At 69.8% G+C, this 13,050-nt stretch carries 14 protein-coding genes and 1 tRNA gene; 7 read left to right on the top strand and 8 right to left on the bottom strand.

What is annotated here, in order from left to right; all coding sequences use genetic code 11:
* Positions 1 to 32: 32 nt before the first annotated feature.
* From AC13D8_RS16505 to AC13D8_RS16485, 5 genes are all read left to right on the top strand, one after another.
* Positions 33 to 890 carry a sigma-70 family RNA polymerase sigma factor gene (locus tag AC13D8_RS16505; RefSeq protein ID WP_482969739.1) on the top strand — a complete coding sequence of 286 codons (858 nt, stop codon included), beginning with the start codon at positions 33 to 35 and terminating at the stop codon, positions 888 to 890.
* A gap of 98 nt (positions 891 to 988) precedes the next feature.
* Positions 989 to 2,044, top strand: coding sequence for a phosphoribosylformylglycinamidine cyclo-ligase (gene purM / locus AC13D8_RS16500; RefSeq protein WP_482969738.1), 1,056 nt, complete (start codon positions 989 to 991; stop codon positions 2,042 to 2,044).
* Positions 2,041 to 2,634 carry a phosphoribosylglycinamide formyltransferase gene (gene purN, locus AC13D8_RS16495; RefSeq protein WP_482969737.1) on the top strand — a complete coding sequence of 198 codons (594 nt, stop codon included), beginning with the start codon at positions 2,041 to 2,043 and terminating at the stop codon, positions 2,632 to 2,634. The genes purM and purN overlap by 4 nt, the downstream gene beginning before the upstream one ends.
* Before the next feature lie 79 nt (positions 2,635 to 2,713).
* Complete coding sequence (rnd, locus tag AC13D8_RS16490; protein WP_104017062.1) at positions 2,714 to 3,880, top strand: ribonuclease D; 1,167 nt, start codon at positions 2,714 to 2,716, stop codon at positions 3,878 to 3,880.
* Between the two features lie 184 nt (positions 3,881 to 4,064).
* Positions 4,065 to 5,420: an MATE family efflux transporter gene (locus tag AC13D8_RS16485; protein ID WP_482969736.1), complete on the top strand. Its 1,356-nt coding sequence runs from the start codon at positions 4,065 to 4,067 to the stop codon at positions 5,418 to 5,420.
* Between the two features lie 13 nt (positions 5,421 to 5,433).
* On the opposite strand, the gene AC13D8_RS16480 is transcribed toward AC13D8_RS16485, so the two are convergent.
* Positions 5,434 to 5,607 (bottom strand): hypothetical protein, encoded by a 174-nt coding sequence (locus AC13D8_RS16480; RefSeq protein WP_164989178.1) that lies wholly within the window; start codon positions 5,605 to 5,607, stop codon positions 5,434 to 5,436.
* A gap of 45 nt (positions 5,608 to 5,652) precedes the next feature.
* Positions 5,653 to 6,765 (bottom strand): pyridoxal phosphate-dependent aminotransferase, encoded by a 1,113-nt coding sequence (locus tag AC13D8_RS16475; RefSeq protein ID WP_482969735.1) that lies wholly within the window; start codon positions 6,763 to 6,765, stop codon positions 5,653 to 5,655.
* A 112-nt stretch (positions 6,766 to 6,877) separates the two neighbouring features.
* Here AC13D8_RS16475 and AC13D8_RS16470 point away from each other — a divergent pair, with 112 nt between their 5' ends.
* On the top strand, positions 6,878 to 7,675 hold the full coding sequence (locus tag AC13D8_RS16470) for a crotonase/enoyl-CoA hydratase family protein (protein ID WP_482969734.1): 798 nt from the start codon (positions 6,878 to 6,880) through the stop codon (positions 7,673 to 7,675).
* A 243-nt stretch (positions 7,676 to 7,918) separates the two neighbouring features.
* On the opposite strand, the gene proB is transcribed toward AC13D8_RS16470, so the two are convergent.
* The 6 genes from proB to AC13D8_RS16440 all read right to left on the bottom strand — a co-directional run bounded on the left by proB (position 7,919) and on the right by AC13D8_RS16440 (position 12,811).
* Positions 7,919 to 9,025, bottom strand: a complete 1,107-nt coding sequence (gene proB, locus AC13D8_RS16465) for a glutamate 5-kinase (RefSeq protein WP_129432038.1) — start codon at positions 9,023 to 9,025, stop codon at positions 7,919 to 7,921.
* Complete coding sequence (obgE, locus tag AC13D8_RS16460; protein WP_482969733.1) at positions 9,013 to 10,056, bottom strand: GTPase ObgE; 1,044 nt, start codon at positions 10,054 to 10,056, stop codon at positions 9,013 to 9,015. Before obgE ends, proB begins: the two co-directional genes overlap by 13 nt.
* Positions 10,057 to 10,095: 39 nt before the next feature.
* Positions 10,096 to 10,635, bottom strand: a complete 540-nt coding sequence (locus AC13D8_RS16455; RefSeq protein WP_482969732.1) for a GNAT family N-acetyltransferase — start codon at positions 10,633 to 10,635, stop codon at positions 10,096 to 10,098.
* 192 nt (positions 10,636 to 10,827) lie between these two features.
* Positions 10,828 to 11,097, bottom strand: coding sequence for a 50S ribosomal protein L27 (gene rpmA, locus AC13D8_RS16450; protein ID WP_129432035.1), 270 nt, complete (start codon positions 11,095 to 11,097; stop codon positions 10,828 to 10,830).
* An 11-nt stretch (positions 11,098 to 11,108) separates the two neighbouring features.
* Entirely contained in the window at positions 11,109 to 11,777 is a 669-nt protein-coding gene (locus AC13D8_RS16445; RefSeq protein WP_129432034.1) for a 50S ribosomal protein L21, read from the bottom strand.
* Between the two features lie 185 nt (positions 11,778 to 11,962).
* Positions 11,963 to 12,811, bottom strand: coding sequence for a DUF2059 domain-containing protein (locus AC13D8_RS16440; protein ID WP_482969731.1), 849 nt, complete (start codon positions 12,809 to 12,811; stop codon positions 11,963 to 11,965).
* Positions 12,812 to 12,936: 125 nt separating this feature from the next.
* Between AC13D8_RS16440 and AC13D8_RS16435 the strand changes: the two genes are divergently transcribed.
* A tRNA-Ser gene (locus AC13D8_RS16435) sits at positions 12,937 to 13,026 on the top strand.
* Positions 13,027 to 13,050: the final 24 nt, after the last annotated feature.

The raw sequence follows: 13,050 nt of genomic DNA, 5'->3' as shown, positions 1-13,050 counted from the left end.
ACTTCATCCCTGCAAGAGTCGGGCCCGAGACCATGAACAAGCCCTATTTCCCGAACCGACCGCCCCAGCGCGCGCGCGCCGCGGGCCGCGCATTCCTGTCCCCCGAGGAGGAGACGCGGCTGGCCCGCGCGTGGCGCGAGCGCGGCGACGTGGCGGCGCGCAACCGGCTGATCACGGCCTTCACGCCGCTGGTGCAGGCGATGGTGGCACGCTTTACCAAGGGCCGGGCGCAGGACGATCCCGACCTGATGCAACAGGCCTATATCGGGCTGATGCGCGCCGCCGACGGCTTTGACCCGGATCGCGGCATCCGTTTCGCGACCTACGCGGCGTGGTGGGTGCGCGCCGAGTTGCAGGATTACCGGCTGCTCAACTGGTCACTGGTGCGGCGGGGCCGGTCGGCCAAGGCGCGGCAGGCGTTCTATCGGCTGGGGCAGATCGAGAACAATCTGCCCCGCCGACCCGGCGAGGATCCGGCGGCGCGCGAGGCGCGGTTGGCCGCCGCGCTCGGGGTCGATACGCGCGTGCTGGACCAAATGCGGCGGCAATTCGGGCAGGCCGACAGCTCACTTCACGGCCCCGTCGGCGAGGACGGGGCAGAAGCGATGGACCTGCTGCCCGACCTCGATACGGACGTCGAGGCCGATGTCGCGGATCGTCACGACCGCGCGCGGTTGCGCACTATCATGGTCGACCATTTCCGCGCGCTGCCCGATCGCGAGCGGCATATCGTGGTGTCCAACGTGCTGGCCGATCCGCCGCTCACGCTACAGGAGCTGGGCGATATCCACGGCGTCTCGCGCGAGCGGGTGCGGCAGTTGCGCGACCGCGGGCTGGAACGGCTGCGCGCGATGCTGGGCGACGACGCGACGATGCAAGATACCCTCTGATACAGCAAGATCGGAACCGGGTCAGGCGGGCTTTGCGATTGCGCGGGGCAGGTGGATGCAATACTGCGTTGCGCGAGCAACGAAAAGGACACCTGAGCATGACCGAGACCGGCAAGACGAGCGGGCTGACCTATGCCGAGGCAGGCGTCGATATCGACGCCGGGAACACGCTGGTTGAGCGGATCAAGCCCGCCGCCGCCGCCACGAAACGGCCCGGGGTGATGGCGGGTCTTGGTGGCTTCGGCGGTCTCTTTGACCTCAAGGCCGCCGGTTTCACCGATCCGGTCCTCGTGGCCGCCACCGATGGCGTCGGCACCAAGCTGCGCATCGCCATCGACACCGGGCTGGTGGATGGCGTCGGCGTGGACCTCGTCGCCATGTGCGTCAACGACCTGGTGTGTCAGGGGGCCGAGCCGCTGTTTTTCCTCGACTATTTCGCCACCGGAAAGCTCGAACTCGACAGTGCCGCGCGGATCATCGAGGGGATCGCGCGCGGCTGCGGGGGCGCGGGCTGCGCGCTCATCGGCGGCGAGACGGCGGAGATGCCGGGCATGTACCCGGCGGGCGATTTCGACCTTGCGGGGTTTGCCATCGGGGCGATGGAGCGCGGCACCGACCTGCCGCGCGGCGTGGTCGAGGGCGATGTGCTCATTGGTCTTGCCTCGGATGGCGTGCATTCCAACGGCTACAGCCTCGTGCGCCGGATCGTCGAACGCTCTGGTCTTGGCTGGGACGATCCCTGCCCGTGGGACGCCAAGCAGACCCTCGGCGCGGCGTTGCTCGCGCCCACGCGGCTCTATGTGCGCCCCGCGCTCGCTGCGCTGACCACGGGCGGCGTGCATGGCCTTGCCCATATCACCGGCGGCGGGCTGACCGAGAACCTGCCGCGCGTGCTGCCCGAGGGCACGGGCGCCGAGATCGACCTCGGCGCATGGGCGCTGCCGCCGGTCTTTGGCTGGCTTTCCGAGACGGGCGAGCTCGCCGGGGCGGAGCTGCTCAAGACCTTCAACGCCGGGATCGGCATGGTGGTGGTCGCCGCCGCCGACAGCGCCGATGCGGTCGAGACCGCGCTGCGGGACGCGGGCGAGACCACCCACCGCATCGGCCATGTCACCGCCGGGGCCGGGGTGCGCTATTGCGGGCGGCTCGCTTGAGCAAGCGGGTCGCGATCTTCATCTCGGGGGGCGGCTCGAACATGCGCGCGCTGGTCGAAAGCATGACCGGCGATCACCCCGCGCGCCCCGCGCTGGTCCTGTCGAACGATCCGCAGGCGGGCGGTATCGCGTGGGCGCGGGACGCGGGTATCCCGACCGAAGTGGTCGATCACCGCCCCTTCGCGGGCGATCGCGCGGCGTTCGAGGCCGCGCTCGCCGAACGGCTCGCCCCGCACGCCATCGACATCATCGCCCTCGCGGGATTCATGCGGGTGCTTACCGCCGGCTTCGTCGCACCCTGGCAGGGCAGGATGCTCAACATCCATCCCTCGCTCTTGCCGAAGTATCGCGGGCTCGACACCCATGCCCGCGCGCTGGCGGCAGGAGATACCGAGGCGGGCTGCACCGTCCACGAGGTCACGCCCGCGCTCGACGATGGCCCCATCCTCGGGCAGGCGCGGGTGCCCATCCTGCCGGACGACACGGCGCGAACCCTCGCCGCGCGGGTGCTGGAACAGGAGCATATCCTCTACCCGGCGGTGCTGAAGCGCTTTGCCGCTGGCGACCGGCGCCCGGTGATGCTGCCCTGAGCGGGGCATTTCATTTGCCGGGGGGCTGGGATATACCCCGCCGAGGGGCAGGACCGCGACACCGGAGAGCATAACCTTCATGCAGACAATCACCACCACAGAGGCGCTCGCCGAATTCTGCGAGGCGGCACGCACGCATGATTACGTCACCGTCGATACCGAGTTCCTGCGCGAGCGCACCTATTATTCCCGACTCTGCCTGGTGCAGCTTGCCATGCCCGGCAACGACGACGAGAACGCGGTGCTGGTCGATCCCATCGCGGGGGGCGACGCGCTCTCGCTGGAGCCGCTCTACGATCTGTTTCGCGACCCGTCGGTGGTCAAGGTGTTCCACGCCGCGCGGCAGGATCTCGAGATTTTCGCCGTCGCGGCAGGGGTGATCCCGACACCGCTCTTTGACACGCAGGTGGCGGCGATGGTCTGCGGCTTCGGCGATCAGGCGGGATACGAGACGCTGGTGAAACGCATCGCCCGCGCCTCGGTGGACAAGAGCTCGCGTTTTACCGACTGGTCGCGCCGCCCGCTGTCGGAGGCGCAGAAAAACTATGCCGTGGCCGATGTGACCCACCTGCGCCAGATCTACGAGTATCTCGCGGCCAAGCTGGACGAGACCGGGCGCAGCGCCTGGGTGGCCGAGGAGTTGAAGACCCTCGCCGATCCCGACACCTACCGCACCGACCCGGACGAGGCATGGCGGCGCATCAAGACGCGCAACACCGCGCCGCGTTTCCTCGCCATCCTGCGCGAACTGGCCCGTTTCCGCGAGACCTACGCGCAATCGCGCGACGTGCCGCGCTCAAGGGTGTTCAAGGATGACGCGCTGCTGGAACTGGCGGCGACAAAGCCGCAATCGCACCAGGACCTGGGCCGCGCACGGCTGCTGCTGCGCGAGGCGCGCAAGGGCGAGATCGCCGAGGGGATCATCGCGGCGGTCCGCGCCGGGCTGGACTGTCCCCAAGACGATCTGCCGCGCGTCGATTCGGAGCCCCATGGCAAGGCGCAGGCCAACCCGGCGATTGCAGACATGCTGCGCGTGCTTCTGAAGGCGCGCAGCGACCAGAGCGACGTGGCCGCGCGCCTGATCGCGAGCGCCGCCGATCTCGACCACCTAGCCGCGGGCGGGCGCGAGGTGCCGGCACTATCGGGCTGGCGGCGCGAGGTGTTCGGTGAGGACGCGCTGCGCCTGTGCCGGGGCGAGATCGGGCTTGTCGTGCGCGGCGACGAGGTGGCGGCGGTGCCGCTCTGACCGGGGCGTGGCGGCGCCCGGAGAGCCGACCACGGGCGATGAGCGGGGTCGGTCCTTTGCGGGCGTTCGGCATCCGGCGATGAGCCGCACAGGGCGGAGATGCGAATGGCAGGTTGAGGCCAGGACCAGCCCCTGCGCCTTCGCCCCTCTTGCACCCGCAGGCGCCTCGGCATAGGGCAAATCCATGTCGCAGCGCCTTACATATCGCCAGCACCTGCGCGCCGTCCTTGGCCTCGGCCTGCCGCTCGTCGGCAGCCACCTGGCGCAGTTCGCGATCACGCTCACCGATGCGGTGATGCTGGGCTGGTACTCGGTCGAGGCGCTGGCCGCCGAGGTGCTGGGTGGCACCCTGTTTTTCGTGCTGTTCATCATGGGATCGGGGTTTGCCTGGGCGGTGATGCCGATGGTCGCGCGCGCCGCATCTTCGGGCGAGGAGGCGCAGGTGCGCCGGGTCACGCGGATGGGGCTATGGGCCTCGGCGCTGTTCGCGCTCGCGTGCCTACCCGTGACGCTGGGCTCGGCCACGCTGTTCCGCGTGATGGGGCAGGACCCGGGCACCGCGGCGCTGGCGGGCGATTACCTCGTCATCGCCGGTTGGGGTATCCTGCCCGCGCTGCTGGTGATGGTGCTCAAGTCCTGCCTCGCAGCGCTCGAGCGCACCGGCGTGGTGCTGTGGGTGACGCTGGCGGCGGTGGCGCTCAATATCCTGGTCAACTACGCGCTCATCTTCGGCAATCTCGGGATGCCCGAGATGGGGGTGCGCGGCGCGGCCATCGCCTCGGTCTCGGTCAACCTCGCCTCGATGCTGGTGCTGGCCGTCTACGTGCAGCGCAGCATGCCCGAGCACACGATGTTTGCCCGGCTCTGGCGGCCCGACTGGGAGGCGCTGGCGCAGGTGTTCCGCCTCGGCTGGCCCATCGGCATGACCAATCTCGCCGAGGTGGGACTGTTCGCCGCCTCGTCGGTGATGATGGGCTGGCTCGGCACGCTGCAACTGGCGGCGCACGGCATCGCGCTGCAGGTCACCTCGGTGATCTTCATGGTGCATGTCGGCCTGTCCAACGTCGCCACCGTGCGCGCGGGACAGGCGCAGGGCCGCGGCGACGGGCGCAGTTTGCGAGAGGGGGCACGGGTGGTGCTGGTGGTGTCGGGCCTCGTCGCGCTCGCCACCGTCGTCGTGTTCCTGACGGCGCCGGAGGTGCTGATCGGGCTGTTCCTCAGCCCCGACGATCCCGACCGCCCGGCGGTCGTCGCCATCGGGGTGATGCTGCTGGCGGCGGCGGCGCTTTTCCAGGTGGTGGACGCGGCGCAGGTCATGGCGCTGGGGCTGTTGCGCGGGGTGCAGGATACCCGCGTGCCGATGGTCATCGCCGCGCTCAGCTACTGGGCCGTGGGTGTGCCGGCAAGCTATGTCCTGGGCTTTACCCTCGGGCTCGGGGGGCCGGGCATCTGGCTGGGGCTGGCGCTGGGGCTGGCGCTGGCGGGGGTGTTCATGCTCTGGCGTTTCTGGGGCTGGTCGGTGCGCACTCTCCCGGTCTGAGCCTCGCCCGGCCTCAGCCCGCCCGGCGCCGCCGCCGCGCGCCCCACACGATCAGCCGGTCAAGCGCATAGCCCACCGCGAACACCGCGCCGAAGCCCAGAAACCCACGGATCAGCAACAGAATCCAGAACAGGTTGACGCCCCCCATCACCAGCGCGGCGGTGGTGTAGTTCGGTGCGGCGTCCATCTGGCCTCTGCGCATAAACACAGTTTACCGCGAATCGCGCGGCTGTCAGGTGTTTTCTCGGGCCTCGGCAAGAGCCCGCGGGAGCATGTCCACCAGCACCGCCATTTCGCGTTCGGGGCCGCAACTGACGCGGATACAGCGGTCTTGCGGCGCGACGAAGGGCATCCGCACGAACACGCCCCGGTCTACCAGAGCGGCCAGCACCGCGCGGGCGAACGCGCCGTCGCGCCCGCAATCCACCGCCACGAAATTCGCCGCGGACGGCAGGGCGGTCAGGCCGTTTTCCACGGCAGCCGCCGTGATCGCGTCGCGCGAGCGGGCCACTTGCGTCTGCACATGGGCAAGCCACGCGCCGTCCTGCAAGGCCGCCAGCGCCCCCGCCTGCGCCATCCGGTTCATGCCGAAATGGTTGCGCACGCGGTCGAAGGCGGCAATCAGCCGCGCGTCCGCCACCGCGTAGCCGATGCGCGCACCGGCCATGCCGTAGGCCTTGGAAAAGGTGCGCATACGGATCACCCGGGGATCATCGGCGGCAATCTGCGGCGCCGTGCCCGCCGGGGCGAACTCGACATAGGCTTCGTCGAGGCACAAAACGCAGCCATCGGGCAGCGTGTCGAGCGCCGCCGCCACCTTGGCGCCGCTTGTCCAGGTGCCCATCGGGTTGTCGGGATTGGCGAAGTAGACGAGCTTTGCGTCCACCTCGCGGGCCCTGTCGATGAGGGCGGGCAGATCCTCGGCATCGTCGGCATAAGGCACCTTGTGCAGCGCGCCGCCAAAGCCCGTGACGTGGTAGTTGAACGTCGGATAGGCACCACCCGATGTCACCACCGCGTCGCCCGGCGCCACCAGGAGCCGCACGAGATTGCCCAGCAGCCCGTCGATCCCCTCGCCCACCAGCACGTTTTCCGGGGTCACGCGCATGTGCCGCGCCAGCGCTTCGCGCAGCTCATGGCTCTTGGGGTCGCCGTATTTCCACACCTCCGCGGCCTCGGCTCGCATGGCATCCAGCGCGGCGGGAGAGGGGCCGAAGAGGTTCTCGTTCGCGCCCAGCCGCGCGGCGAAGGGCGCGCCACGTGCGCGCTCCTGCTCCTCGGGGCCGACGAAGGGCACGGTGGCGGGCAGCGAGGCGGCGAGCGGGGTCAGGCGGGGTCCGGTCATGGGGTGCAGTTAACGGGATGGCGGGGCCGCCTGCAAGTCTCGCCTGCCGCCACGTTCCGCTGGTGCCGGGCGGGGTGAGCGTGGTTCACTGGCCGTCAAAGGAGGATCGCCCATGCCCCGCGTCAGCACCGAGATCGTGGATCACGTCGCCCATGTCACCCTCACCCGCCCGGACAAGCGCAACGCGGTCGATCCCGAGATGGCCGAGGCCATCGTCGGCGCGGGCCATGCCCTGCAGGAGGCGGATATCCGCACGGTGGTGCTGTCGGGCGCGGGGCAGGCGTTTTGCGCGGGGCTCGACGTGATGAGCTTTGCCGCGCTGGCGCAGGGCGATCCGCAAGCGCTCGTCCTGCCGCGCAGCCATGGCGACACCAACCTCTTTCAAGAGCTGGCGATGGTCTGGCACCGGCTGCCGGTGCCGGTGATCGCAGCGCTGCACGGGGCGGTCTATGGCGCGGGGTTCCAGTTGGCCCTCGGGGCCGATATCCGCATCGCCGCGCCCGACGCGCGGCTTGCCATCATGGAGATGAAATGGGGCCTCATCCCCGACATGGGCGGCATGGCGCTCTTGCCGCGGCTGACACGGTCGGACGTGATCCGCCGCATGACCTACACCGCCGCGCCGGTGGACGCGGCGCAGGCGGCGGCATGGGGGCTGGTGACCGAGGTCGCGGAAGACCCGCACGCCGCCGCGCAAGACCTCGCGCGCGAGATCGCCGGGCGCAGCCCCGCTGCGATCCGCGCCGCCAAGCGGCTCATCGCCGTGGCCGAGAGCGGCGCGGCGGTGGCCGATGTTCTGATGGCCGAGAGCCGCGAACAGGCGGCGCTCATCGGCGGGCCCGAGCAGATGGAACAGGTCGCCGCCAACATGGCCGGACGCGCCCCGGTTTTTGGCGGGAAGGAAGGGTGATGGAGTGGAGCGGACGGTCGCCACTTGGCATCAATGCGCGGAATAACGGCGCGCCCTGGCGCGCCGCCGCGCATCGCCGGGCCGCACCCACGGCACGGCGATTTGGCCGCAACCTGCGCCCCGCTCGGGCCTTTTTCGGATTTGGCTGCCATAAAGCGCGGCAGAAACAGCGTTGGATCGCCGCGCCGCGGCCTGTCGATGCGCGGCTTACGTGAAGATCTGCGACGGCCCAGTCTCCCCCGCTCAGACCGCCATGTCGTCGCGGTGGACGAGCGGCCCGCGCGGCGGGTGGCCGAGCGCCGCCTCGATCTGATCGAGGCGCAGCCCCTTGATACGGTCGGCATCGCCGCTGTCGTAGCGGGTAAGCCCCTGCCCCAGCACGCGGCCATCCGTGTCGGCCAGTTCCACCGGGTCGCCCCGTCCGAAGGCACCGGAGACCGCGCTCACCCCGGCGGGCAGCAGGCTGCTGCCGCGGGCAAGCGCCTGCGCCGCACCTGCGTCGACGGTGATGCGGCCGCGCGGCTTCATCGCCGCGATCCAGGCCTTGCGCTTCTGCTGCGGGTCGCCCTGTGCGGCGAACCAGGTGGCGCGCGCGCCCGCGCCGAGGGCTGCGAGCGGGTGGTCCACGTCGCCGCGGGTGATCGCCAGCGCGCAGCCCCCGGCGGTGGCGGTGCGCGCCGCCATCAGCTTGGTCTTCATGCCGCCCTTGGCGAGACCCGACCCCGCATCGCCCGCCATCGCCGCGATCTCGGGCGTAATCGCATCCACGTGGGGGATGTGGCGCGCGTCCGGGTCGGTTTGCGGGTTGGCGGTATAGAGCCCATCCACATCCGACAGGAGCACCAGCAGATCCGCCCCCGCCGTCACCGCCACCTGCGCGGCCAGCCGGTCGTTGTCGCCGTAGCGGATCTCGTCGGTGGCGACGGTGTCGTTTTCATTCACGATGGGCACCACGCCGAGGCGCAAAAGCTGATCAAGCGTGGCGCGGGAGTTGAGATAGCGGCGGCGGTTCTCGCTGTCCTCGAGCGTCACCAGCACCTGCGCGGCCTTGAGCCCGTGGGCCGCGAGCGCCGCCTCGTAGGCCCCGGCGAGGCGGATCTGCCCCACCGCCGCCGCCGCCTGGCTCTGCTCCAGCGAGAGCGTGGTGGCAGGCAGGCCCAGCATCCCGCGGCCCAGCGCGATGGAGCCCGACGACACCAGCACCACGTCGGCACCCCGCGCGCGCAGCCCGGCCACGTCGGCGGCGAGCGAGGCAAGCCATTCGGCGCGCAGGTCGCCGGTGGCGCGGTCCACCAGCAGCGCCGAGCCGATCTTGACCACCACGCGGGCCGCGTCGCTCAGGGTTGCCACGGGGCGTCCTCGTCGCTGGCCTCCTCGCGGCGGACACGGGCGCGGTTCTCGCCGATCTGTGCGCGCAGGGTGCGCAGCACCTCGGGCACGCCCTCGCCCGAGACCGCCGACATGAGCATCACCTCGCCGCCCGAGGCCGCCTGCAATTCGTCCCGCAGGAAGGCGCGTTCCTCGTCGTCCAGCGTGTCGATCTTGCTCAGCACCGTCAGGCGCGGCTTGTCGGCGAGGCCGGCGCCATAAGCCTCGATTTCATCGAGGATGGTGTGGTAGTCAGCCACCGGATCGCCCGAACTGCCATCGACGAGGTGCAAAAGCGCGGCGCAGCGCTCGACATGGCCAAGGAACAGGTCGCCCAGCCCCCGCCCCTCGGATGCGCCCGCGATCAGGCCGGGGATGTCGGCCACCACGAATTCCGCGCCGTCGATCCCGACGACCCCGAGGTTGGGGTGCAGCGTGGTAAAGGGATAATCGGCCACCTTGGGCCGCGCGTTCGAGGTGGCGGCGAGGAAGGTGGACTTGCCAGCGTTGGGCAGACCGAGAAGGCCGACATCGGCGATGAGCTTGAGCCGCAGCCAGATCGTGCGCTCGACGCCGGGCTGGCCGGGATTGGCGCGGCGCGGGGCCTGGTTGGTGGAGGTCTTGAACCGCAGGTTGCCCCAGCCGCCGTTGCCGCCGCGGGCCAGTTCGACGCGCTGGCCGGGTTCGGTCATGTCGGCGATCACCGTCTCTTCGTCCTCTTCGAGGATCTCGGTGCCCACGGGCACGCGCAGCACGATGTCGCCGCCGCTGGCGCCGGTGCGCTGACGCCCCTGCCCGGGCCGCCCGTCATCGGCGAAGAAATGCTGCTGGTAGCGGAAATCTATGAGCGTGTTGAGCCCGTCCACCGCCTCGGCCACGACCGAGCCGCCACCGCCGCCATCGCCGCCATCCGGGCCGCCGAACTCGATGTATTTCTCGCGCCGAAAGCTGATGCAGCCCGCGCCGCCGCTGCCCGAGCGGATATATACCTTTGCGAGGTCGAGGAATTTCATTGCCCATCCTTTCGCCGCGCCGCGGTCCGCGCGCGGCTCTCAGCCCATCCGGCGGCTGTAGGTCCATGTGGGCACGTTGGCCCCGCGCGCGACGCAGTAGCGCTCGGCGTCCCCAAGATACTGAAAGCCGCAATTCGTCAAGACCCGCGCCGACGCGGCGTTGTCCTGGAACACGCTGGCAAAGACGGTGCGCGCGGCGTGCGGGTTGGCCGCGAGGATGGCGTCGACCGCCGCCGAGGCGATGCCGGTGTTCCACCACGCGGGCGCCACCCAGTAGGCGATCTCGGACTGGCCCTCGTCCACCCGGGTAAGCCCGATGAGGCCCATCACCTCCGACCCGCCCGCGCGGGTGCCGTCGATGGCCCAGATATCCTCGACCCTGCCCTCTGCCTGCGCGCGCGCAATCAGCGCCTCGGCGGCACCGGGCGGATAGGGATGCGGGATCGAGGCAGTGGCCCGCGCCACCCGCTCGTCGCCCGCGTTGAGCGCGATCAGCCCGGCATCGGACGCGCGCAGCGGTCTCAGGTCGAACCGTTCCGCCGCGATCACTGGCTGGTCGATCACTGTCTCGAAAGTCATGCGCTCCTCCTTTCGCATGATGGGCACATCCCCCGCGTTTCAAATTGGGGGCACGCGCCTCTGCCGCAAGCCTGCCGGACCTCACCCACACCGGAAAGTGACGACGATTTGACCGGTTGATGCCCCGGAAACGAAGAAGGGACCGGCGCGAGCCGGTCCCCCCTCATGTTCCTGACATATCTTGGGTCCGGCTTACTCGGCGGCCTCTGCCGCTGGCAGCACCGAAATGAAGGTGCGGCCCTTGAGGCCCTTGTGGAAGGTCACGGCACCCTCGGTCACGGCGAAGATCGTGTGATCCTTGCCCTGCCCCACGCCGTCGCCCGGCCAGAACTTGTTGCCGCGCTGACGCACGATGATGTTGCCGGGGATCACGGCCTCGCCGCCGTATTTCTTGACGCCGAGACGACGGCCCGCCGAATCGCGACCGTTGCGGGACGACCCGCCTGCTTTCTTGTGTGCCATCTCGTCTCTCCTTAGCCCTTGGTCAGCTCTTTGGCCTGCTCGATCCAGCCTTCGCGCTCGATCCGGCCCTTGAACGACAGTTTCTCATCCATCTCGGCGACATCCGCCTCGGTCCACGCGGCGATCTGCGCGAAGGTGGTCACACCCGCCTCGACGAGCTTCTTCTCCAGCGCAGGGCCGACGCCCGACAGCTTCTTGAGGTCGTCGCCGCCCGCGGGCGCTTCGGCCTTGGCGGCGGGCTTTGCCTTGGCGGCAGGCTTTGCCGTGGGCTTGGCCTTGGCGGGTTTCTTCGCCTCGGCGGCAGCCACGGCCACGCCAGCCACCGACCCCGCGCCGATCGCGGCCTTGACGCCGGACTTGTCGGCGCCCTTCTCGAGGATCTCGGTGACGCGCAGCAGCGTCAGCTTCTGCCGATGGCCCTTGGTGCGCTGCGAGCCGTGCTTGCGGCGACGCTTGACGAAGTTGATGACCTTGTCACCCTTGACCTGGTCGATCACCTCGGCCTGAACCGCGGCCCCCTCGACAAGGGGGGCGCCCACTACCGGGCTGTCACCGCCCAGCATGAGAATCTCGTTGAACTGCACTTTCTCGCCGGCATCCGCCGCAAGCTTTTCAACACGCAGCAGGTCGCCCGACTGCACCTTGTATTGCTTGCCGCCGGTCTTGAGGACCGCAAACATGGCTCTTTCCTTCTCATCCCGCGTCCTGTGGTCCCCGGCTTGGCGGGTGTTGCGGGCCTCGCGGCCACCTCGGACGGCGCCCCTCTCGGGGTATCATTACAAATGCAAAACCGGCGCATCCTGCCGCCGGTCGCGCTCGTATGCGTCAGTGACGCCGCGGTGTCAAGAGCCGCGCGCGCACCGCCTCAGAGGTCGTGCGCCGGCGGCACCTCTCCCAGCCGCGCCGCCAACGCCTCGAACCGGTTGGCCATGATCTCGAACTGCACGGCGTTCATCAGCTCGTAGACGCGGCCCATCACCGGGTCTTCGAGGGCGTCCGCATAGGCGCGCAGGTCGTCCGTGGACAGGCTGCGATAGGTCTGGGCGGCGCTCGCGAGCGCGGCCTCCTTCATCTCGGCGCGCGCCTCTTCGGCCCCCTGCGCCAATAGGCGGCGCAGCAGGTCGGCGTCGAAATCACCGTCGGTCAGCCCCGCGTCGGCGGCAGCCAGCAGGAATCGCACCTGTATTTCCCGGAACGCGCGCTCTGCCATGCCCGAGCCGTCAATCGCCGCGTTCATCCGCTCGAGCACGGCACGGCGCGCCGGTGACAGCGCGGCGGCACGCGCCTCGGCCTCTTTGCGCGCGGCCTCGTCGGCGCGGTGCGCGTGACTGGCATTCTCCACCTCGACCAGCCGCTGCCCCAGATCGGAGGCATAAAAGGCGGCGGCATGGCCCAGCATTTCTTCGTCGAGCGTCTCGTCGAGCATGTCGAGCGCCAAGCCCCGCATCAGGGTGCTGTCGAACACCCCGGCGGTGATCCGGGGCCAGGCCAGACCGAAATCGTCTGGCACCATGCCGATCATCGCGGGCGCGTCGGCGGCACTGAGTGCGATGCTGTCGATCGCCACGCCGAACCCCGTCACCTCGAGAAAGGCCAGGAGGCGGTCACGCTCTGTGGCGCGGGCGGCCCCCGCGAGGACGACCGCCGCGAGCGCGATACAGGCGAGCCCCGCGAACAGCCCCCGCAGCCGCACCGCGCTGTCCGGCCATGCCATGATCCTGTCCTCCCATCGGACCGTGACGGTCAGGCGCGACACTATGGAAATTCACGCGCGAAACAAGCGCAAACCCCCTTGCCCCGCCAGCCAAAGGCCATTACACGGCCTCTCCAGACCCCCGCGGAGAGGTGCCGGAGTGGTCGAACGGGGCGGTCTCGAAAACCGTTGACCCTTCACGGGGTCCCAGGGTTCGAATCCCTGTCTCTCCGCCACTGTGACCCAGTCCATAATCATCA

It is taken from the genome of Roseovarius sp. B-10, assembly GCF_056859295.1.
The sequence above is the reverse complement of the archived record's forward strand: the minus strand, read 5'-3'. Positions and strand labels throughout refer to the sequence as shown.